At 30.0% G+C, this 21,639-nt stretch carries 19 protein-coding genes and 1 tRNA gene; 18 read left to right on the top strand and 2 right to left on the bottom strand.

What is annotated here, in order from left to right; all coding sequences use genetic code 11:
• Positions 1-26 precede the first annotated feature (26 nt).
• From rpsG to CSPB_RS05190, 3 genes are all read left to right on the top strand, one after another.
• Positions 27-497 carry a 30S ribosomal protein S7 gene (gene rpsG, locus CSPB_RS05200; protein WP_033916219.1) on the top strand — a complete coding sequence of 157 codons (471 nt, stop codon included), beginning with the start codon at positions 27-29 and terminating at the stop codon, positions 495-497.
• 12 nt (positions 498-509) lie between these two features.
• On the top strand, positions 510-2,585 hold the full coding sequence (fusA, locus tag CSPB_RS05195) for an elongation factor G (protein ID WP_033916218.1): 2,076 nt from the start codon (positions 510-512) through the stop codon (positions 2,583-2,585).
• Between the two features lie 64 nt (positions 2,586-2,649).
• Positions 2,650-2,723 (top strand) — tRNA-Arg (locus tag CSPB_RS05190).
• Here CSPB_RS05190 and CSPB_RS08925 read toward each other — a convergent pair.
• Positions 2,685-3,092 carry a winged helix-turn-helix domain-containing protein gene (locus CSPB_RS08925; RefSeq protein ID WP_227484219.1) on the bottom strand — a complete coding sequence of 136 codons (408 nt, stop codon included), beginning with the start codon at positions 3,090-3,092 and terminating at the stop codon, positions 2,685-2,687. The genes CSPB_RS05190 and CSPB_RS08925 overlap by 39 nt on opposite strands.
• Positions 3,093-3,510: 418 nt before the next feature.
• Between CSPB_RS08925 and CSPB_RS05180 the strand changes: the two genes are divergently transcribed.
• Positions 3,511-5,904, top strand: coding sequence for a molybdopterin-dependent oxidoreductase (locus CSPB_RS05180; RefSeq protein ID WP_033916228.1), 2,394 nt, complete (start codon positions 3,511-3,513; stop codon positions 5,902-5,904).
• 1 nt (position 5,905) lies between these two features.
• Positions 5,906-6,457 carry a hypothetical protein gene (locus CSPB_RS05175; protein ID WP_089193436.1) on the top strand — a complete coding sequence of 184 codons (552 nt, stop codon included), beginning with the start codon at positions 5,906-5,908 and terminating at the stop codon, positions 6,455-6,457.
• 29 nt (positions 6,458-6,486) lie between these two features.
• Here the strand turns inward: CSPB_RS05175 and CSPB_RS05170 are convergent, their stop codons facing one another.
• The gene (locus tag CSPB_RS05170) at positions 6,487-7,593 is read right to left on the bottom strand and encodes an FtsW/RodA/SpoVE family cell cycle protein (protein WP_089193435.1); all 1,107 of its coding nucleotides are present in this window, start codon (positions 7,591-7,593) and stop codon (positions 6,487-6,489) included.
• Positions 7,594-7,632: 39 nt separating this feature from the next.
• Here CSPB_RS05170 and CSPB_RS05165 point away from each other — a divergent pair, with 39 nt between their 5' ends.
• From CSPB_RS05165 to CSPB_RS05105, 13 genes are read left to right on the top strand one after another with little or no spacing between them, the layout of a single operon-like run.
• Positions 7,633-8,616: an RluA family pseudouridine synthase gene (locus tag CSPB_RS05165; protein WP_404813374.1), complete on the top strand. Its 984-nt coding sequence runs from the start codon at positions 7,633-7,635 to the stop codon at positions 8,614-8,616.
• On the top strand, positions 8,537-9,748 hold the full coding sequence (locus CSPB_RS05160; protein ID WP_089193433.1) for a fibronectin type III domain-containing protein: 1,212 nt from the start codon (positions 8,537-8,539) through the stop codon (positions 9,746-9,748). Before CSPB_RS05165 ends, CSPB_RS05160 begins: the two co-directional genes overlap by 80 nt.
• Positions 9,749-10,930, top strand: coding sequence for a tRNA (guanosine(46)-N7)-methyltransferase TrmB (gene trmB, locus CSPB_RS05155; RefSeq protein WP_089193432.1), 1,182 nt, complete (start codon positions 9,749-9,751; stop codon positions 10,928-10,930). It begins immediately after the preceding gene.
• Positions 10,915-11,589: a cell division ATP-binding protein FtsE gene (locus CSPB_RS05150; protein ID WP_033916213.1), complete on the top strand. Its 675-nt coding sequence runs from the start codon at positions 10,915-10,917 to the stop codon at positions 11,587-11,589. Before trmB ends, CSPB_RS05150 begins: the two co-directional genes overlap by 16 nt.
• Positions 11,576-12,391, top strand: a complete 816-nt coding sequence (locus tag CSPB_RS05145) for a cell division FtsX domain-containing protein (RefSeq protein WP_033916212.1) — start codon at positions 11,576-11,578, stop codon at positions 12,389-12,391. The genes CSPB_RS05150 and CSPB_RS05145 overlap by 14 nt, the downstream gene beginning before the upstream one ends.
• Complete coding sequence (locus tag CSPB_RS05140; RefSeq protein ID WP_089193431.1) at positions 12,388-13,611, top strand: murein hydrolase activator EnvC family protein; 1,224 nt, start codon at positions 12,388-12,390, stop codon at positions 13,609-13,611. The genes CSPB_RS05145 and CSPB_RS05140 overlap by 4 nt, the downstream gene beginning before the upstream one ends.
• Before the next feature lie 56 nt (positions 13,612-13,667).
• Positions 13,668-14,399 carry a UMP kinase gene (gene pyrH / locus CSPB_RS05135; protein WP_089193430.1) on the top strand — a complete coding sequence of 244 codons (732 nt, stop codon included), beginning with the start codon at positions 13,668-13,670 and terminating at the stop codon, positions 14,397-14,399.
• Positions 14,399-14,617: a DNA-directed RNA polymerase subunit omega gene (locus tag CSPB_RS05130; RefSeq protein WP_089193429.1), complete on the top strand. Its 219-nt coding sequence runs from the start codon at positions 14,399-14,401 to the stop codon at positions 14,615-14,617. Before pyrH ends, CSPB_RS05130 begins: the two co-directional genes overlap by 1 nt.
• Positions 14,601-16,790, top strand: coding sequence for a RelA/SpoT family protein (locus CSPB_RS05125; protein ID WP_089193428.1), 2,190 nt, complete (start codon positions 14,601-14,603; stop codon positions 16,788-16,790). Before CSPB_RS05130 ends, CSPB_RS05125 begins: the two co-directional genes overlap by 17 nt.
• 19 nt (positions 16,791-16,809) lie before the next feature.
• Positions 16,810-18,015: a tyrosine--tRNA ligase gene (gene tyrS / locus CSPB_RS05120; RefSeq protein ID WP_089193427.1), complete on the top strand. Its 1,206-nt coding sequence runs from the start codon at positions 16,810-16,812 to the stop codon at positions 18,013-18,015.
• Complete coding sequence (locus CSPB_RS05115; protein WP_089193426.1) at positions 18,015-19,112, top strand: nitronate monooxygenase; 1,098 nt, start codon at positions 18,015-18,017, stop codon at positions 19,110-19,112. Before tyrS ends, CSPB_RS05115 begins: the two co-directional genes overlap by 1 nt.
• Positions 19,096-20,574 carry an N-acetylmuramoyl-L-alanine amidase gene (locus CSPB_RS05110; protein WP_089193425.1) on the top strand — a complete coding sequence of 493 codons (1,479 nt, stop codon included), beginning with the start codon at positions 19,096-19,098 and terminating at the stop codon, positions 20,572-20,574. Before CSPB_RS05115 ends, CSPB_RS05110 begins: the two co-directional genes overlap by 17 nt.
• A 59-nt stretch (positions 20,575-20,633) precedes the next feature.
• Positions 20,634-21,593 carry a methionine ABC transporter ATP-binding protein gene (locus tag CSPB_RS05105; RefSeq protein ID WP_089193424.1) on the top strand — a complete coding sequence of 320 codons (960 nt, stop codon included), beginning with the start codon at positions 20,634-20,636 and terminating at the stop codon, positions 21,591-21,593.
• Positions 21,594-21,639: the final 46 nt, after the last annotated feature.

The following is a 21,639-nucleotide window of genomic DNA, read 5'->3' as shown; positions in this document are numbered from 1 at the left end:
TTAATCACAAATTTGAAGGAATAAAAATGAGAAGAAGAAAAGCCCTTGTTAGGGAAGTTATGCCTGATCCAATTTATGGCAGCAAAATCATTACTAAATTCATAAATTCATTAATGTACGATGGTAAAAAGGCAGTTGCAACCGAGATTATGTATGGTGCTATTGCTCTTATAGACAAAAAAGGTGGCGAAGTTAAAGGCATAGATGTTTTTAACAATGCTATTGAAAATGTAAAGCCTGTTATGGAGGTTAAATCACGCCGTGTTGGTGGTGCTACATATCAAGTTCCAATAGAAGTTCGTCCTGCTAGACAACAAGCTTTAGCAATCCGTTGGTTAATTTCTTTTTCAAGAAAAAGAAGCGAAAGAACTATGATAGAAAAATTAGCTTACGAGTTAATGGATGCTGCAAATTCAAAAGGTGCCTCATTTAAGAAAAAAGAAGATACTTATAAAATGGCTGAGGCAAATAAAGCATTTGCTCATTACCGCTGGTAATAAGGAGAAATAATGGCAAGAAAAACACCTTTTCACATGGTTAGAAATATAGGTATTGCAGCTCACATTGATGCAGGAAAAACAACAACAAGCGAGAGAATACTATTTTTTACGGGAATAAGTCATAAAATAGGCGAAACTCATGAGGGTACAGCCACAATGGACTGGATGGATCAAGAAAAAGAGCGTGGTATAACTATCACTTCTGCTGCGACAACATGTTTTTGGAAAAATCATCAGATTAATCTTATAGACACCCCGGGTCACGTTGATTTTACAATCGAAGTTGAAAGATCAATGAGGGTTTTAGATGGCGCTGTTGCTGTATTTTGTGCTGTTGGTGGTGTGCAACCACAAAGTGAGACAGTTTGGAGACAAGCTAATAAATACCGTGTTCCAAGAATAGTTTTCGTAAATAAAATGGACAGAGTTGGAGCAAATTTTTATAATGTCGAACAACAAATAAAAGATAGATTAAAAGCTAATCCTATTCCTATCCAAATTCCAATTGGCGCTGAGGATGATTTTAAAGGAGTAGTTGATCTTGTAAGAATGGTAGCTTATGTTTGGGAAGATGACAAGGTGCCAACAAATTATGTTGAAAAAGAAATTCCAGCAGAATTAAAAGAAAAAGCCGAAGAATATCGTGCTAAGATGATAGAATCTGTTTGTGAAACAGATGATAAGCTTTTAGAGAAATTTTTTGGCGGCGAAGAGTTAAGTGAAGCAGAAATAAAAGAAGGTATAAAAAAAGGTTGTTTGAGTCTTAGTTTGGTTCCAATGCTTTGTGGAACTGCTTTTAAAAATAAAGGTGTTCAACCGCTTCTTGATGCAGTAGTTGAATATTTGCCAGCTCCAGATGAAGTTGCCGATATAAAAGGTGTTTATGAAAATGGAGAAGAGGTAACTGTTCCTTCAACAGATGATGGAGAGTTTGCTGGACTTGGATTTAAGATTATGACAGATCCTTTTGTTGGTCAACTTACTTTCGTTCGTGTTTATCGTGGTAAACTTGAAAGTGGAAGTTATGTATATAATACAGTTAAAAATACAAAAGAGAGAATTGGTAGAATTTTAAGAATGCACTCAAATAAGCGTGAAGAGATAAAAGAGCTTTATGCTGGAGAAATAGGTGCTATAGTCGGCTTAAAAGATACTTTAACAGGTGATACACTAGCTAGTGAAAAAGATAAAGTTATTTTAGAGAGAATGGAATTTCCTGATCCTGTTATTAGTGTTGCAGTTGAGCCAAAAACAAAAGCAGATCAAGAAAAAATGGGTATTGCTCTTCAAAAACTTGCTCAAGAAGATCCAAGTTTTAGAGTTGGAACAGATGAAGAAAGCGGTCAAACAATCATATCTGGTATGGGCGAGCTACATCTTGAAATCATAGTAGATAGAATGTTAAGAGAATTTAAAGTTGAGGCTGAAGTTGGTAAACCGCAAGTTGCTTATAGAGAGACTATAAGAAAAACAGTTGAACAAGAGTATAAATATGCAAAACAGTCTGGTGGTCGCGGTCAGTATGGACATGTATATCTTCGTCTTGAGCCAATGGAACCAGGTAGCGGATATGAGTTTGTAAATGAGATTAAAGGTGGTGTTGTTCCAAAAGAGTATATTCCAGCTGTTGATAAAGGTTGCCAAGAAGCTATGCAAGGCGGCGTTTTGGCTGGATATCCAGTTGAAGATGTTAAAGTTTCTCTATTTGATGGAAGCTACCATGAAGTTGATTCTTCTGAAATGGCATTTAAACTTGCTGCGTCAATGGGCTTTAAAGAGGGTGCTAGAAAAGCAGGTGCAGTTATATTAGAGCCTATTATGAAAGTTGAGATAGAAACTCCTGAAGAGTATATGGGTGATGTTATAGGAGATATAAATAAACGTCGTGGTCAAGTAAATAACATGGGTGAGCGTGGAGGAAATAAGATTATAGATGCATTCTGCCCACTTTCAGAAATGTTTGGATACTCAACAGATTTAAGAAGCCAAACTCAAGGTCGTGCTACATATTCAATGGAATTTGATCATTATGATGAAGTTCCTAAAAATGTTAGCGAAGAGATCATAAAAAAGAGAAATGGCTAAATAATCGTGTCAAAGGATTTAAAAATCCTTTGACTTTTAAAGCAAAATTGCATTTAAATATTTTGTCCTCATAGCTCAGCTGGATAGAGCACAAAATTCCTAATTTTGAGGTCGTGAGTTCGAATCTCGCTGAGGACATATTTTATATTCGTTTAATACATATCCTGTTGCATATATATTTGTAATATTAAGATTTAATTTTCTTCTTAAATTTCCTACTAAATTTTGTATTGTTATCTTTGTAACATATTGTGTATTATAAACACATTCTTCTATCATTTCAAATGTAACTATAGATCCTAAATTTGCACTAAATAGAATAATTAGTTTATGCATTATTGGGCTTAAAAAAATTTCGTTTTTATTTTCGAATATTTTCTCGGTTTTTAAATCTATGCTTATTTGTTTTGTCAGTTTTGTTAGTTTTTTATCATTGTTTTTATTTTTAAATATAAGGATTATATTGTCTAATATAGCACTAAATTTTATTGGTTTAAATAAAATCATAGAACTTCCGCCATTAAATTCATTTAAAAATTTAATATAAACTTGTCTTTTACTAGCTAAAAATATAAATTGTTGATTTTTATTCATATTAATTATAGGAGATAAATTTATACTTGATACATAATCTAAATCTAAAATTATAATGTCAATATTTGTGTTTGAATTTAAAAAAGCTTCAATAAAATTATCTCTATTTTTGATAAGTAAATTGTTAAATTTATTTCTATTTTGTTTTGCTTTCTCAATTGTTTTTTTGCAATCAACAACTAATATTAAATTTAAATTTTTTAAATTTATCAATATATTCCCTTTATTTCGGTTAGTATTTTACAATATTTAAGTTTAATATAAGCATAATAATGAAAACTAGATGAAAATGTATGTTATGATACATTTTTATTATCAACAAAAAAGGATTATTTGTATGAATAGACGAAATTTTTTGAAAGCAACAGGTGTTGCAAGTGCTGTATTATCTACAAATCCGCTTTTAGCAGGCGAAAAAAAGCTAAAAAGCATTCCGACTGCTTCAAATGTAGGGGCATTTTTTGGAGAAGTTGATGAAAGTGGAAAATTGGTAAAAATTACTCCACAAATTTCAGATAAAGATCCTAAAATTCCATGGAGCGAGGCGTGGATAGATAGAGTCTATAGTCCTACTAGGATAAAGTATCCATGCGTAAGAAAAAGTTATCTTGAGGCAAAAGGCATAAAAGCAAACTCAAAGCCAGAACTTCGTGGTAAAGAAGAGTTTGTTAGGGTTAGCTGGGATGAGGCGATTAAGCTAGTTTTAACTAAACTTCAAAGCGTAAAACCAGATGAAATTTATAATGCAAGTTATGGTGGATGGGGTCATCCTGGTCTTTTACATAACTGTTCTGCAGCTGCTGGAAGATTTTTTAACACAGTAATTGGTGGTGCAATTACAATGGATGGAGAGCATAGTAACGGTGCAGCTGGTAAGGTAAATACAACTATAGTTGGGGATTTAGAAGTTTATTCGCTTCAAACAGCTCACGAAGTGATATTAGACAATACTCAAGTATATGTTATGTGGGGAGCTGATATTTTAAAATGTAATCAGATTGATTTTAAAGTTGCAAATAGAGCAAATAATCCATATTACGACAAATATGCTAAATCAAATATCAAATTTATAACAATTGATCCTCAATTAACGCCTATTGCTAAAAAACTAAATGCAAAATGGATAAAAATTCGTCCAAATACTGATGTTGCGTTAATGCTTGGTATGATGCACTATCTTTATACATCAAATCAATATGATAAAGAATTTATTCAAAAATATACTTATGGATTTGAGAAGTTTTTACCTTATTTGCTAGGAAAAACAGAAGATAAAGTAGAAAAAACACCTTTATGGGCTAGTAAAATTACAGGCATTGAAGAAAGTGTTATCAAAGCTTTGGCTGATACTTTTGTAAAAAATAGAACATTTTTAGCAGGAAACTGGGCTATGCAAAGAGCCCATCATGGCGAACAAGCAGACTGGACTTTGATGGTTTTAGCAGCATTTATAGGACAAATTGGACTTCCTGGTGGAGGATTTGGTTTTTCTATGCACTACTCAGGTGGTGGTCAAGCATCAAGTGGAGTTATGCTTCCAGCAGGTCTTCCACAAGGCAAAAATAAAGTTAGGGCTAAGATTCCAGCTTCAAGGATAAGTGAAGCTATCTTAAATCCAGGCAAAAAAATTAAATTTAAAGGTGGAGAATTAACATATCCAAATGTTAAAATTTTTTATAATGTAGGTGCAAATACTTTAGGGCATCAACCAGATTCAAATTCTTTAATTAAAGCTTTAAGAACTTTGGATACCGTGATAGTTCATGAGCCTTGGTGGACACCAACTGCTAAGATGGCTGATATAGTTTTACCAGCTACAACCACACTAGAAAGAGATGATATAAGCTATGGCGGAAGTTATTCGCAAGATTATGTTTATGCTATGAAAAAAGTTATTGAACCGCTTTATGAAGCAAGAGATGACTATGATGTTTTTGAAGAAATGGCAAAAATTGTTGGCGTTAGAGAACACCGTAAATTTACAGGCGGAAAAACCAAAATGGAGAGAATTAAAGGCTTTTATGATAGAAGTGATTGCCCAAATTATATGAGTTTTGAAGAGTTTTGGGAAAAAGGATTTTTAAGTTTTACTCCTGAAGAGAGTTCTTATAAGTATGTAAGACACGCTGATTTTAGAGAGGATCCAGAAAATAATAAGTTAAAAACAGAAACTGGCAAACTTCAAATTTTCTCAGATAAATTTGATAGTTATAAATTAGATGATTTTAAAGGTCATCCAATTTGGCTAGAACCTGATGAGTGGCTAGGCGATAAAGAAAAAACAAAAGAATTTCCATTTCATGTAGTAAGCCCACATCCAACTTATAGAATTCACTCTCAACTTGATAATTGTTTTGTAAGAAAACTTTATAAAGTAGGCAATAGAGAGCCAGTTTTAATAAATAGTGATGATGCTAAAAAGTTAGGCATTAAAAACGGAGATACTGTTGAAGTGTTTAATAATCGTGGTAGTTTATTAGCTGGAGTTGTTGTAAGTGATGATATAATGAGTGGAGTTATTTCTATCCAAGAAGGTGTTTGGTATGATCCTGAGAGCTTTGATAATCCAAGATGTAACGCAGGTCATGTAAATGTGCTTACTCATCATATATCAACTTCATCAATGGCACAAGCCACAACTGCAAATACATGCCTTGCAAATATCAAAAAAGTTGATGCTAAGCCTTATGTTGGCATAAAAGCACCAGTGGTAAAAGGAGTGTAGTATGAAAAAAATGATGTTTTTACTCATAGTTTTAAATAGCTTAGTTTTTGGAAAAAATATGTGGATTTACAATATAAAAACAGATCTTATAAATCCAAAAACTAACGAAGTTGTAGGTAAAATTTATGAAGGAGCTCCTGTAAAGCTTATAAAAAATCAAGGAGAATTATCTTTAATAGAGGTAAAAGGTGTTACAAGCAGTGTAGATAAGGGTGTTTTAGTTCATAAAAATGATAAAAATACAAATACCCCATTATCAAGCTTTTTAAAGCTTGATAATGCTACTGCAAAAAGTGGAGATAAATTTTTAGTAAAAAGTTCAGATTTAGTTGATAGAGAATATCCAGCATGGGAAGAAATAGAATTAGTTTATTATGATACTTGTACAAGTTGTCATGCAGGACATCATCCAAGCGAACATTTAATGAATGAATGGGATGCTTATTTATCAGCTATGCAGTACTTTGCAAAGATAAATGATGAAGAAAAATCTAGAATCTTAAGATTTTTAGAATCTCATGCAAAAGATGGATTTACAAAAGAAGAAGAGTAGATTTAGGGCTAAATTTAGCCCTAAATCTATTAAAATTTAATTTTTACAAGTCTATAAAGCGGATCGTATCTAAAGGTTATTAAATTTTGTAAAATCCCAAATATACACATAAAAGTTATAAAACTACTTCCTCCATAGCTAAAAAATGGAAGCGGAACTCCTACAACTGGTGCAAATCCTATAGTCATTGATATATTTACTCCAACATAAATAAAAATCATCGAAGCTAGTCCAACTGACATAACTATAGTAAAATAATCTTTTTTTCTCCAATACACTATACTAAAAAGATGAATTATAAGTAAAAAATAAATTAGCATAAGTGCACTCCCTCCAATAAATCCAAATCTTTCTATGGTGTATGCAAAGATAAAATCACTTGTTGCGATTGGTAAAAATTTAAATTTTGTTTGTGTTACTTCATCTTTTGGTTTGCCACTTATACCGCCGCTTCCTATTGCTATTATTGATTGTTTTACTTGATAACTTGGTTCTTTTGATATAAAATCTGTTATACGCTTTTTTTGATAATCATGAAGATTTTCATATATTATTGGCGATAAAATTCCTGCAATTACAATGAGTGATATCCATATCTTTTTATTTACTCCAACTACGAAAAGTATGCTATATCCAACTAAAAATAGTATAAGTGCAGTTCCTAAATCAGGCTCTTTTAAAATTAAAATAAACGGTAAAATTATATAAAAACTTATTTTTATAAAATCTTTTAAACCATACCCGTCTTTTTCTGGTGGTTTTTGCTTTATCATATATGCTAACATCAATAAAAATGCAGGCTTCATAATTTCGCTAGGTTGTATTGTAAAATGGACAAATGGAATTTCTAGCCATCTTTGTGCACCAAGCTTACTAACTCCAATTATATCAACACTAAAAAGTAAAATTATATTTACCCAATAAACTATCGGTATCAACCACTCAAGTTTTTTAATGGGTATTAAAAAAAACAGTATAAAACATATAGCTCCAATGCCAAAATATACAAGTTGTTTGCTAGCTAACATATCATTTGCGTCTGAAACTAGTATGTATGATAAAATTACTATTGGTATTATTAAAATTACTTGAATATAATCAAAATGTGTTAAAATACGCTTGTCAAGTCTTATCAAATTTTGCCTTTTTTGGCAAATTATACCATAAAGAGAGTTATAGTGAAAGAAATTTATGCAACTTATAGCAGTGAAAGATTAGATATTTTTTTATCTCGTGTTTTAGATATATCTAGAAATCAAATTGCAAATTTGATAAAAAATGCAAATGTAAAAGTAAATGATATTTTGGTTTTAAAACCATCTTTTAAAATAGAAGAAAATGATAAAATAAACATAAATTTTCCACAAAAACAAGATATTATCTCAGATATAAAAGTAGATTTTGATATAGAGGTTATTTATGAAGATGATGATTTGCTTGTGATAAATAAACCGCCAAATTTAGTTGTTCACTCAGCACCAAGTGTAAAAGAGCATACTTTGGTTGATTGGCTAGTTCAACGAAAAACTTTGCTTTCAAATATAAATGGAGAAAATAGACCAGGTATTGTTCATAGATTAGATAAGGGAACAAGTGGTGTTATGGTCGTTGCAAAAAACAACATTGCTCATGAAAAATTAAGCTTACAACTTCGAGATAAAACAATGGGCAGAATTTATCTAGCACTTTGTGATTATGCATTAAAAGAAAATTGTATAGTTGAAAAGCCAATTGGTAGAAATCCATCAAATAGGCTTAAAAAAGGCATTGTAGAAAATGGAAGATATGCAAAAAGTGCATTTGCAAATGTATTTAGTAACGGAAATATAAATTTAATAGCAGCAAAATTATTTACTGGTAGAACTCATCAAATAAGAGTTCATTTAAGCTCAATATCAAGGCATATTTTAGGTGATAATTTATACGGATTTAAGAGCGATAATGATAAAATAAATAGAGTAATGCTTCATGCATTTGAAATTTATTTTATCCATCCAAGTACAAATTTACCTATGAGTTTTTGTGCTAGTTTGTATAGTGATTTTTTAGATTTAATTAAAATTGACAAGGAGTTTTTAGATGAAAATTTGCAAATACCTAATATCAGGAATTTGTTTTGCGATATTTCTAAATGGGTGTGCCACAAAATTACCAAATAGCACAAATCCTAATCTACCTATAGTTGAAAATATAAAAACTATAAGCGATATGACAGAAATTGCTTTTGAATGGTCATCTCTTGGTAGCAATGAAAATATAGAAGGATTTTATTTATATAGAAAAGACAGTAATTCTAATAGTTTTAATATAGTTGCAAATATAAAAGATAGATATGCTACTCATTATGTTGATACTAAATTATCTCCTGAAATAACATATGATTATATGATGAAATCATATGATGTTTCAAATAATGCTTCTAGGCAAAGCGAGATTGTCAGCGTTAGAACGCAAAATTTGATAGAATCTGTTCCGTTTGCTCAAACCATACAAGGTTTGCCAGATAGAGTTAAAGTTCTTTGGAGACCACATCCTGATTTAAGGGTTGATAGCTATATAATAGAAAGAAGCGAAGTTGGCAGTAGTAGTTGGAAACAGATAGCTGAGATAAAAGGTAGATTAAATGCAGAATATATCGATAAAAAAGTTGATGCCGGTAGATCTTATAAGTATAGAATTAGTGTAAAAACTACTTCTGGCATAATATCAAGACCAAGCGAAATTTTTAACGCTCAAACTAAGCCAAAGCCATATCCAGTTACAGGACTAAACGCAACAAATTCAGAACCTAAAAAAATAGTTCTTAATTGGGATGCTAATACAAACGAGGATTTTTCGCATTATAATGTTTATGCTAAAAGTAGTAAATTTTTGCCATATAAGCTAATTGCTACCACAAAAACAAATTCTTATACTGATTTAGTAAATGAAAATGGTGCCACAAAAACATATGTGGTAACAGCTGTTGATACAACTGATTTAGAAAGTGATAAACAAATTCAAGGCGTTGTTGGAAGTACATTGTCTGCTCCTAAAAGTCCAGTTTTTACAAGAGCTGATTATACGGGCGGTGCAGTTATGTTAGCTTGGGATCCAAAAGATGATAAAACCGTGAGTTATGTTTTAAAAAAAAGTAGTAGCGATAAAGAGAGTAGTTTTGAGTTAAGCGATACAACTTATGCAGATAGCGATTTAACGATAGGTGAAACATATAAATATAAGATTATTGGGATTGATGAGTATGGAATAAACTCTCAAGAATCTGATGAAGTTACTATTTTGGCTAAATAGATGCCAAATTTTGTTGCTAGTTCTATAAATAAACCTAAATTCCCTTTTGTTATCCATGATGTTAGTTTTTTGTGGAGCGCAAAAAGTAAGTTTGATGATATTGTTTTAGTTAAAATTGATAATGAAGAGTTTTTCATAACGATAAAAAAAAGAAAAAATGACTTTGTATTAAAAGGCGAAAAGATCACTAGGCCAGCAAAAGTTGGACTTTTGCAAAAAGCACTGAGTGTTTTTAAAGATGAGTTTTGTAAAGATATATTAAGCGATACAATAGCTATTAAAAAAAATAGATTAGTAAAACAAACTCCTCTTTTGGTTGATGAAGAGAGTCTTTTAAATTTTCTTGATACAACAAAATTTAAAAAGATTTTTATAGAAATTGGTTTTGGATCGGGCAGACATTTGCTTTATCAAGCTAGAAAAAACGAAGATACTTTAGTAATTGGTATAGAAGTTTATAAGCCTTGCATAGAACAAGTTGCAAAACTTGCAATGGTTGAAAATTTAAATAACATTTTGCTTTTAAATTCAGATGCTAGAATTATTTTTTCTTTGATTAAAACTAGCAGTATAGATAGAGTTTTTATGCATTTTCCAGTTCCTTGGGAAAAAGCAGAACATAGAAGAGTCATATCTGAAAATTTTGCAAAAGAAACTAAAAGAATTTTAAAACAAAATGGTAAATTTGAATTAAGAAGCGATGATAGGGATTATATTGATTTTAGTATAAAACATTTTCTAAATTTACCTCATTCAAATTTAGAAATACAAAAAGATGTAAATTTGCAAATTAGCAGTAAATACGAAGATAGATGGAAAAAACAGCATAAAAATATATATGATATGTTTTTTACAAATTTAGAAAAAAATGTGTTTGAAGATACGAAATTTGATATGGTTTTTGATGAAATATATGATGTTGTGGCTATAAAAAATAGTTTTAAAAATATAACTATAAAAAAAGAAGGTTATTTTGTGCATTTAGAAAATTGTTATGAAAAATCAGATGATGAAATTTTAATAAAACTTTCTTTGGGTGCATTTTATAAACCAGAGCATTGTTATATTTTTATTAGTTTGCAAAAATGTGAATATTTTATAAAAAAACCACTAGCAACAAAGGAAAATTTTATGGCGCATATGGCTTTAAAGGAGTTTTTAAAAAAATGCCACATCCTATAATAAAAACAGAAAATCTACTTCTTGGTTACGAAAAAGATGATATTGTTATAAATAGTGCAAATTTAGAGATATTTCCAAATGATTTTGTTTTTATAACAGGACAAAGCGGAAGTGGAAAATCCACAATATTAAAGTCTTTTTATGGAGAAATAGTTCCTAAAAAAGGTATGTTAAATGTCTGTATGTATGATTTAAACAGTATCAATAAATCAAATTTGAATGCATTAAGACGAAAAATAGGCATTATATTTCAAAACTACCGCCTTATAAATGAGTGGAGCGTTGAACAAAATGTTATGTTGCCACTTATAATAAAAGGTTTTTCTAAAAATACTTGTAAAAAGCAGAGCACAAAGCTTTTAAATCATGTAAATATGTTACATAAAGCCGATAAATATCCTTTTGAATTAAGTGGTGGAGAGCAGCAAAGAGTTGCTATGGCTAGAGCATTAGCTCATAATCCTATGCTTATTTTATGTGATGAACCAACTGGAAATTTAGATGATTATTCAAGTGATATTATATGGAGTTTGTTAAGGTCAGCAAGAGAGATGCTTGGTGCTACTATCATAGTTGTAACACACCGCATACCATCACTTTTACGAATGCAATATAGACACTTTAGCATAGAAAAAGGAAATGTTAATGAAATCTTTTAAAAGTAATATGAGTGTATTTTTGCCTTTATTTATCTTGCTTTTTTCATTTGAATTTTCTTTTAATGCAAAAAATATAGTAAAAAATTATGAAATGGCTATGAATCAAGATTATAACATCATAGTTGTATCTAAAAATGATATAAATGAGACTATACTTAAAAAAGAAATTTATACATTTCAATCAGCTAATAAACTAACTACTGATTCTATACTAGATAAATTAAAAGAAGATATATCTTCAAAAAATTTATCTATTTTAAAAAACTCGCTTCCAAATTTTTATTCTATAAAGTTAAATTCTTTTCCTAGTACAAAATATATGAATGAAATTAAAAGTAAGCTTTTAAAAATAGATGGAGTTACTAGAGTTGAAACTTTTTCTAAAACTCACGATAAGATATATAAATTTCTTTTGATTTCCAAGTATTTTTCATATATTTTTACATCTTTAATAACGCTAATAGGTTTGATGCTTATATATAAACAGATGAAAATTTGGATATATGAACACCAAGAAAGAATAGATATAATGTCTCTTTTTGGGGCTGCTTTTTGGCTAAAAGGCGGTAGTTTATATAAAATGGTTTTTATTAGCTCTTTGCTTTCTAGTGCATTTGTTATAATATTTTTTGTAATTATTTTTAATCTAGAAAATGTTAAAAACGTATTTTTTGAACTTGCTATTATGCTTCCTGATATAAACATACTTCATGATTTTTTCATCCTTTTTGGTACATCATTAGCACTTACATTAATTGCTGTAAGTTTTGTTATGATAAAAACATCTAGGTCTAGTGTATGAAAAAAGCTATATTTCTTTTTTTTGCTGTTTTTATCTGTTTTTGTGCGGCTGCAACTTCAACAAAAGATAAAATTGCAGATAAATCAAATACACTTAAATCAACACAAGAGTTAGAAAAATCTCTAAATAAAAAATTAGAAGAACTTGCAAGCGATATTGTAGTTGGCGAAAAAAATATAGCATTAACAGATGATCAGATTAAAAAATTAGAAAATCAAGTTGAAGAGTTAAAACAAAAATCAACTCTTGAGTTAAGCGAACTCGATAAGCTCACAAAACAAAACTCAGATCTTATACGCAGTAAGCAAAATATGGAAGAAATGATGATTCGTATAATTGCAGAAAATTTCTCTTTTGATTTGCTTTCTGCAGATCATATAGAAGAGAGTGAAGAAAGTATCATAAGTAGGGAAATAGTTTTAAATTTAAGCAAAGATATGAAATCTAAATTTGAACAACTTGCAAAAAATTATGAGGAAACTACAAATTTAATAAAAACCCAAAATTCAAAGATAAATAATATAAAAAATAGTCTAAAAGAGTATGAGGATAAAAAAAACGAACTTACAATAACAAGAAAAAAACGCTCAGATGCACTTGAAAAATCAAAAAAAGATAAAGATATCTATCTTTCTAGGCTTACAAAACTTCAAGCACAGCAAGATGAGCTTAGAAAAACTCTTGAGAAGTTAAAAATTTTAAGTGCAAAAGAAGATGAAGAAAAAAAGAGAAAACAAGAAAAAGAGAGTTTAAAATCAGCAAAATCTAAAAACTCACCAGATAATGATATTAGAATAGTTGGTTCAAGTTATAAAAAAGGCGATGTTAAAAAATACACTGGATCAAAAACTATAGCACCTCTTGAAAATTTCACAGTAAAACAGAAATTTGGTAATTATGTTGACTCTGTTTATAATATTAAGATATTTAATGAATCAGTTGTTCTGTCTTCAAATGAACCAAATGCGAAAGTAAGAAGTGTTCTTGCTGGAAGAGTTGTTTTTGCAAAAAATACAAGTGTTTTAGATAATGTTGTGATAATTGAAAATCCAAATGGCATACATACTATATATGCACATCTTTCTCAAATAGCACCTACTATAAGTGTTGGCAGTAAAGTTTCTAAAGGTTATACGATAGGAAGAGTTAGAAGAGATTTGACATTTGAAGTTACCCAACAAAATTATCATATTGATCCGCTTGAGATGATTTCTTTTTAAATTATATAAATTTAAACCATTTTTTGATAAAATTAAAGGTTAATTAGGAGTAAAAAATGGATAAGAAAAAAAGAATACTTGTTAAATTTTCAGGTGAAGCACTTGCTGGAACAACTGGTTTTGGTGTAGATGTTTCTATACTTAAACAAATTTCATTACAGATTAAAGAACTTGTTTTAAATGATATTGAAGTTAGTATAGTAATTGGCGGAGGTAATATTATAAGAGGCGTAAGTGCTTCAGCTGGCGGCATTATAAAAAGAGCAAGTGGAGATCATATGGGTATGCTTGCAACTGTAATAAATGCAATTGCTATGAGAGAAGCTTTAGAAAATGCAGGGATGGATGTTAGAGTTCAAAGTGCAATAAAAATGGAAGCTATATGCGAAACTTTCATTTTAGGTAGAGCTCAAAGACATTTAGAAAAAGGTCGTGTTGTTATCTTTGCGGCAGGAACGGGTAATCCATTTTTTACAACGGATACTGCAGCAACTCTAAGAGCTATAGAAATAGAAGCAGATCTTATAATAAAAGCCACAAAAGTAAATGGTGTATATGATAAAGATCCAAACAAATATGAAGAAGCGAAGTTGCTAAATGTTTTAAGTTATGAAGAAGCAATGAAAGATAACATTAAGGTTATGGATGATACTGCCATTGCTTTAGCAAAAGACAATAACTTGCCAATAGTAGTATGTAATATGTTTAAAGATGGAAATTTGCTTAAAATTACAAATGGTGATTTTAGCGAGTGTTCTATTGTAAAAAATTTAAATCAGGAGATATAATGAGAACAGAACAAATAGTTTCAAAAGCACTTTTAAATTTTGATGGAGATAGATACAAGCTTTCACTTGCCGTTGCAAAAAGAGCAAAAGCTCTTTCTATGGGAGCAGCTCCGCTTATAGAAACTGATACTAGAAAAATGAAATTTACAGATATTGCTATCATGGAAATAGCTGATGGAAAAGTTAAAATAGAGGCGAGCGTTGAAGCAAATAAATAGCGGACTGTTTTTAGGAGATCTGTTAGAGGAATTATCTAATTGTAAAGATCTTGATTCAGCTAAATCAATACTATTTAGCTTTTTTACTCCAAGCGATAAAGTAAAAGAAGCTGTTGAGTTTTGCATAAAAGCACATGATGGACAAACTAGAAAAAGTGGCGAACCTTATGCTGTGCATCCTATACTAGTAAGTACTATAGTTGCTTATATGGGCGGTGAAGAAAGCATGGTGCTTTCTGCTTTACTTCATGATGTTATAGAAGATACTTGTTGTGGATTTGAGGAAATAAAGGTTAAATTTGGACTAGAAGTTGCAAATTTAGTAGAAGGGCTTACAAAAATAGTAGAAATAAGAGATGATCAACTCATAGACGCTAATTCAAATGAAAGAATGGCTAGATCTGCTCTTAGCTTTAGAAAAATGCTTTTAGTATCCATTCAAGATGTTAGAGTTTTGGTTATTAAGCTTTGTGATAGACTTCATAATATGTATACAATCGATGCATTAGCCCCAGAAAAACAGATAAGAATAAGTGAAGAAACTCTTATGGTTTATGCACCGATTGCACATAGATTAGGAATTTCTTCTATCAAAAATTTACTTGAAGACATGAGTTTTAAACATGTTTTACCAAATGAATACGCTAAAATAGATGGTTTTATTAATAAATTTAAACAACAACTTCAGTTAAAACTAAATAGTTTTAGCGATGAATTATCAGAAATTTTGCTTAAAAATGGCTTTGGCGAAAATGATTTTATGATAGAAAAAAGATTGAAGCACTATTATTCTATATATTTAAAAATGCAAAGAAAAGGAATTTCTATAGAAGAGGTTTTAGATCTTTTAGCTATTAGAATTTTGGTTAATGAGCCAAAAGATTGTTATTTGGCATTAGGTTGCCTTCATACAAATTTTAGCCCTTTGATATCTAGATTTAAAGATTATATCGCACTTCCTAAGCAAAATGGATATCAGACCATACATACAACTCTTTTTGTTGATAAAGCTATAATTGAGGCTCAAATTAGAACTTTTGATATGCATAAAACAGCAGAATACGGAGTTGCAGCACATTGGAAATACAAAGATGGTGATAAACTTCCAAAACCACATCTTGAGTGGCTTGGTGATATATCTACTACAAATCAAGAAGATGAAAATCCAGAAGAGCTTTATGAATACGCAAAAGATAGTTTATATGTAGAAGATATAAATGTTTTATCGCCAAAAGGTGAGATTATAACCCTTCCAAGAGGTGCAACTGCACTTGATTTTGCATATGAGATACACAGCGAAGTTGGTCTTCACGCAAAAGAAGCATATATAAACAAAATTAAAGTTCCACTTCTTGCTGAGCTAAAAAATGGTGATTTTGTAAAGATAGTAACAGATGAAACTCCAAGATATAGATGTTCTTGGTTAAATAATGTAAAAACAGGTAAAGCAAAAGCTGCCATTAGAGGATTTTGTAAGCAAAAAATAAAAGATATAAATAATTTTGTTGCTATTAATATACTTTGTGCTACATTTAATACAAAAAAAAGAAATATATTAAGATGGATAGAAAATGAAAATTTAGGAAAAAAGGTTTTTAAGGTTGCAAGCGATTCTGTATTTTTTCAAGATGTTGTAAATGCTTTAAAAAAATATCCAAGACAAAATATGACATTTTCTTTAAATTTTGGCAACAAATATGAGATAAAAAAACAAAAATTTGATAATATAGTTGTTTATTCTAATTATAAAATAAATGATGTAGAGTTTGATTATTGCTGTAATCCAAAAAGAGGGGATGATATAATAGGTTTTAGAAACTCTCATAGTGTGATAGTTCATCATAAACTTTGCGAAAGGGCGGCAAAGCTTATGCAAAGTGGAAAAGAGATGATTTTTGTAAAATGGACTAGAAATGCACCTCTTAGATACAAAATAATAGCTAGTTTAGAAAATAAAAGAGGCTCATTAGCTTCATTTTTAACATTTCTTGTTAAAATGCAAGTTGATTTAGTTACAATTACATTAAAAGAAAGCTATGACAAACAGGCTGATTTTTTCGAACTTACTATAGAAGTTAATGAAAATATGGATGTAAATGATATAAGGGATAAAATTAAAGATAGATATAAGATAGTTGAGTTTATATCGCTTAAAGATGCTTATTCTGAGTAAAAAAAGGGGGTAATTATTTATGAATATACAAGAAATTATACAAGAGTTAAAAAGAGGTGTTGCAGAAATAATCGATATGGAACGCATAGAGTTCTTGATAAAAGGGTTTTATGATAAAAATGAAAATTTTTATGTGAAAATAGGCCTTGATCCAACTGCGCCTGATTTACATCTAGGGCACACAGTTGTTCTTCAAAAAATGGCATTTTTGCAAAAACACGGCGCTATAATTCAGTTTTTAATAGGCGATTTTACTGCTCAAATAGGCGATCCAAGCGGAAAAAGTGAAACTAGAAAAAAGCTTGATGTTAAAACTGTGCTTAAAAATGCTAAAACTTATGAAGAGCAAGTTTTCAAAATTTTAGATTCAAGCAAAACTGAGATTAAATTTAATTCAAATTGGATAAATGACATTGGGGCTAGTGGCATGATAGAACTTGCTAGTACTTTTAGTGTTGCTAGAATGCTTGAAAGAGAAGATTTTACAAAAAGATTTAAAAACGGCGTAAGTATATCTATAAGCGAATTTTTATATCCACTTTTACAAGGATATGATAGCGTTGAGATGAAAAGCGACATAGAAATGGGTGGAACTGATCAGAAATTTAATCTTTTAATGGGTAGAACTTTACAAAGAATTTATAATATCGGAAAAGAACAAGCCATCATTATGATGCCTTTGCTAGAGGGTTTAGATGGCGTAAATAAGATGAGTAAAAGTCTTGGAAATTACATTGGAGTTACAGAAGATCCAAATACTATGTATGGGAAACTTCTAAGTATAAGCGATGATTTAATGTGGAGATATTATGAGCTTTTGAGTGAAAAAAGCATATCTCAAATACAAGAAATTAAAAATGGTGTAAAAAATGGTAATATCCACCCAAAAAATGCAAAAGAGGCTTTAGCTTTAGAAATAACATCTAAATATCATGGTGAAAAAGCTGCAAATTTGGCAAAAATAGAGTTTGATAATGTTCATAGTAAGAACGAAATTCCGACTGAAATTCAAAGTTTTACTATAAAAGAAAATCCAGTTTGGATAATAAAAGCTTTGGTTGAGTGTAAAATGTGTGCTACAAATAGTGAAGCAAGAAGAAAAATTGCAGAAAATGCAGTAAGTATAAATCAAAGTAAAATTTCAGATGAGAAAATGGAGCTTAATGCTGGCGAATATGTATTACAAATAGGCAAAAAAAGTTTTGCCAAATTAAAGGTTGTATAATGAGTTTTTCAAGCTTAAAAATAGGAAAATATGAGATAAAATTTCCGATAATTCAAGGTGGAATGGGGCTTGGCATAAGCTGGGATAAACTTGCTGGAAATGTTAGTTTAAATGGAGGTCTTGGTGTAATAAGCTCTGTTGGAACAGGATACTATGAAAATAAAGCTTATATTGATAAAGAGATAAACTCAAAACCATACAATAGTGAAAATTTTTATTCATCTAAGGCCTTGAAAAAGATTATAGAAAATGCTAGAAAAATTTGTGGAAATTTACCTCTTGGTGTAAATGTAATGTGTGCTGCAAATGATTATGAAAGAATTGTTAAAGATGCTTGTGATGGAGGGGTAAATGTTATAATTTCAGGAGCAGGTCTTCCTACAAATTTACCAGAATTTACTAAAGATTTTGCGCATGTTGCTTTAGTGCCAATTGTATCTTCAGCAAAAGCATTAAAGATAATTTGCAAAAGATGGAGTGGTAGATACAATAAAATTCCAGATGCTGTTATTTTAGAAGGTCCAAAAAGCGGAGGTCATCAAGGTTTTACTTATGAGCAGTGCATTGACCCTGAGTATCAATTAGAAAAACTTATACCTCAAGTTAAAGAAGAGATAAAAAATTGGGGAGATTTTCCTTTGATAGCTGCTGGTGGTATTTGGGATAAAAAAGATATAGAAAATGCTATAAGCCTTGGTGCAGATGGTGTGCAAATGGCAACAAGGTTTATTGGCACACATGAGTGTGATGCTCATATTAATTTTAAAGAGACTATATTAAATGCAAAGCAAGAGGATATAGAGCTTATAAAATCTCCTGTTGGATATCCAGCAAGAGGCATTAGAACAAATCTTTTAGATTTAGTAGATAAAAGAATTGGTCCAAAAATACAATGTATTAGCAACTGTGTTTCGCCTTGTCATAGAGGTGTTGAGTCAAAAAAAGTAGGGTATTGTATAGCAGATAGACTTTATGATGCATATGCCGGTATTAAAGAAACTGGGCTATTTTTTACAGGTGCTAACGGTTATAAATTAAAAGAGATAATAAGCGTAAAAGAACTATTTAAAAAGTTAATAGATGGTGAAAATTCTTAAAATAGTATCTATACTATGCTTTAGTTTTTGTTTGTGTTTTGGCGCATTTGCTGATGATATAAAAGCTTTTGATACTAAATTTGATTCTTCGTCAGAAAGTATAAAGCTAAAATATTATCACTCTATGAAAAATATCTATATTCAATCAATAATAAAAAGTGATAAAAATTTAAAAATTGCTGCATTAAAAAGATTGATTACAAGTTCTAAGGCATTAGATATGGATTATGCAGATTATGAAAAAGAACTTGCTAGTCTTGGTATTAGTGATGAAAAAAAACAAGCAGTTTTTGAAAATAAAAAGCAAAATATCGCTAAAAAAGTAGAAAAAAAATCTCAAGATGATGATAAGCCAGATACTATATTAAGACTTTTAGAGGTAGCTAAGATTGATAATGCTATAAGATTAAAATTTAATAGACCCCCGCTTAGTAAAGAAGTTAAAGAGTTTAATTTAAACAATAAAACCACAAATCGTTTTGTTATGGATTTTAGTGGGATTTTGATTGGAAAATCAAGAAATATTGAAAATTATATAAATGATGAAGTGCGTGTGGCACAATTTGACAAGCAAACACTAAGAGTTGTTTTTAGCGATAGAAATAAAGTTGAGTATAATATATCTAGAGAAAATAATTATATATTCATAACATCAAATAAAAAAATTACCACCGATGTGTCAAAAGATAATAAAACAAAAGCACAAGTAGTCACTCAAAAAAAAACAAATAGTTCTGTAAAGACAGAAAAAAAACAGACTGTATCATCTAAAATAAAACGATCTTCAAAACTTATAGTTTTAGATGCAGGACATGGTGGCAAAGATTCAGGGGCTGTTGGAAATGGATTTTATGAGAAAAATATAGTTTTACAAGTTGCATTAAAAACAGGTAAAATTCTTAAAAATATGGGCTATGAAGTAGCTTATACAAGAACTAATGATAAATTTATAAATCTTAGAGATAGAACAAATCTTGCTAATAACAAAGCCGCAAGTTTGTTTATATCAATACATGCGAATGCTGCACCAAGCTCTAAAAAAGCAAAATCAATGAATGGCGTCGAGACATTTTTCTTGAGTCCTGCAAGAAGTGAACGAAGTATGAATGCAGCTGCATTAGAAAACAAATCTGATATAGAAGAGATGAATCACTTTTCAAAAATGACTTTTTTAAATTTCTTAAATAGAGAAAAAATTATCTCTTCAAACAAACTTGCAATAGATATCCAATCAAATATATTAAGTTCTCTTAAAACAAAATACAAAGTAAGTGATGGCGGTGTTAGAGAGGCACCATTTTGGGTTTTGGTTGGAGCTTTAATGCCAGCTGTTTTAGTTGAAATTGGATACATTACTCATCCAACAGAGGGTAAAAGACTTGCAAATGATGCTTATCAAGATTCTTTGGCAAAAGGTATAGCAAAAGGCATAGAGGATTATTTTATAAAAACTTCTTTATAATATAAATTTTAAATGTTTTTATATATAATCATAAATTTAATGAATTAAAAAGATATAACATGATAGAAGTTAAAAATTTAATTAAATACTACGGCGATATAAAAGTTATCAACGATGTTAGTTTTAGTGTAAAACAAGGAGAGATTTTTGCTCTTGTTGGACATAGCGGAGCTGGTAAAAGCACTTTGCTTAGGTGTTTAAACGGATTAGAAAGTTATCAAGATGGAAGTGTAAAGATAGATAACAAAGAGATAAAAGAGCTAAAAGAAGAAGAGCTTCGCAAATTTAGAAAAGATGTTGGTATGATATTTCAACATTTTGCATTAATGAGTAGAAAAACTGTGTTTGAAAATATAGCAACGCCACTTGTTTTTTGGAAATATGACAAAGATTATATAAAAAAAAGAGTAAATGAACTTTTAGATATCGTTGGATTAGAGCATAAAATGAACTCATATCCTAAAGAGCTTAGTGGTGGGCAAAAGCAAAGAGTTGCCATAGCTAGGGCTTTAGCATTAAATCCTAAAATTTTACTTAGTGATGAAGCAACTTCCGCACTTGATCCAAATACTACAAAACAAATTTTAGAACTTTTAAAAGATATAAACTCAAAATTTGGCATAACTATAATCATAGTTACACATGAAATGGAAGTTGTAAAAACAATCGCACATAATGCTATTTTACTAAAAGATGGAATTATTACAAATAAAGGTAAGGTTCATGAACTATTTTTAAAACCTGATGAAAATATGCGAGAGTTTTTAGGCGAAGAGATGATTTTACCAGATAGTGGTATAAATATAGCACTTTACTTTCCAAAAGAAGTAGCTTTTGAATGCGTAATAACATCAATGGCAAGAGAACTTGATATAAATTTTAACATCGTTTGGGGCAAAATCGAGCAGTTAAGCGACTTAGTTTTAGGACATTTAGTTATAAATGTTGAGTCAGAGCACAAAGAAAAAGTGGTAAATTTTATCAAAAAAACGGGTGTTTTATGGGAAATTTTAGAGTAAATTTTGATATCAACTTTGACTTTATGATGATTAAAAAAATTAAATA

It is taken from the genome of Campylobacter sputorum (assembly GCF_002220775.1).
Lineage (GTDB): Bacteria > Campylobacterota > Campylobacteria > Campylobacterales > Campylobacteraceae > Campylobacter_F > Campylobacter_F bovis.
Note: the sequence above shows the minus strand (reverse complement) of the source record. Positions and strands in the feature narration are given on the sequence as shown.

Bases quoted from the DNA above. Each gene is read 5' to 3' on its own strand.
- rpsG (WP_033916219.1), top strand. From the start codon at position 27: ATGAGAAGAAGAAAAGCCCTTGTTAGGGAAGTTATGCCTGATCCAATT.
- fusA (WP_033916218.1), top strand. From the start codon at position 510: ATGGCAAGAAAAACACCTTTTCACATGGTTAGAAATATAGGTATTGCA.
- CSPB_RS08925 (WP_227484219.1), bottom strand. From the start codon at position 3,092: ATGATTTTATTTAAACCAATAAAATTTAGTGCTATATTAGACAATATA.
- CSPB_RS05175 (WP_089193436.1), top strand. From the start codon at position 5,906: ATGAAAAAAATGATGTTTTTACTCATAGTTTTAAATAGCTTAGTTTTT.
- CSPB_RS05160 (WP_089193433.1), top strand. From the start codon at position 8,537: ATGAAAATTTGCAAATACCTAATATCAGGAATTTGTTTTGCGATATTT.
- trmB (WP_089193432.1), top strand. From the start codon at position 9,749: ATGCCAAATTTTGTTGCTAGTTCTATAAATAAACCTAAATTCCCTTTT.
- CSPB_RS05150 (WP_033916213.1), top strand. From the start codon at position 10,915: ATGCCACATCCTATAATAAAAACAGAAAATCTACTTCTTGGTTACGAA.
- CSPB_RS05145 (WP_033916212.1), top strand. From the start codon at position 11,576: ATGAAATCTTTTAAAAGTAATATGAGTGTATTTTTGCCTTTATTTATC.
- CSPB_RS05140 (WP_089193431.1), top strand. From the start codon at position 12,388: ATGAAAAAAGCTATATTTCTTTTTTTTGCTGTTTTTATCTGTTTTTGT.
- pyrH (WP_089193430.1), top strand. From the start codon at position 13,668: ATGGATAAGAAAAAAAGAATACTTGTTAAATTTTCAGGTGAAGCACTT.
- CSPB_RS05130 (WP_089193429.1), top strand. From the start codon at position 14,399: ATGAGAACAGAACAAATAGTTTCAAAAGCACTTTTAAATTTTGATGGA.
- tyrS (WP_089193427.1), top strand. From the start codon at position 16,810: ATGAATATACAAGAAATTATACAAGAGTTAAAAAGAGGTGTTGCAGAA.
- CSPB_RS05115 (WP_089193426.1), top strand. From the start codon at position 18,015: ATGAGTTTTTCAAGCTTAAAAATAGGAAAATATGAGATAAAATTTCCG.
- CSPB_RS05110 (WP_089193425.1), top strand. From the start codon at position 19,096: ATGGTGAAAATTCTTAAAATAGTATCTATACTATGCTTTAGTTTTTGT.
- CSPB_RS05105 (WP_089193424.1), top strand. From the start codon at position 20,634: ATGATAGAAGTTAAAAATTTAATTAAATACTACGGCGATATAAAAGTT.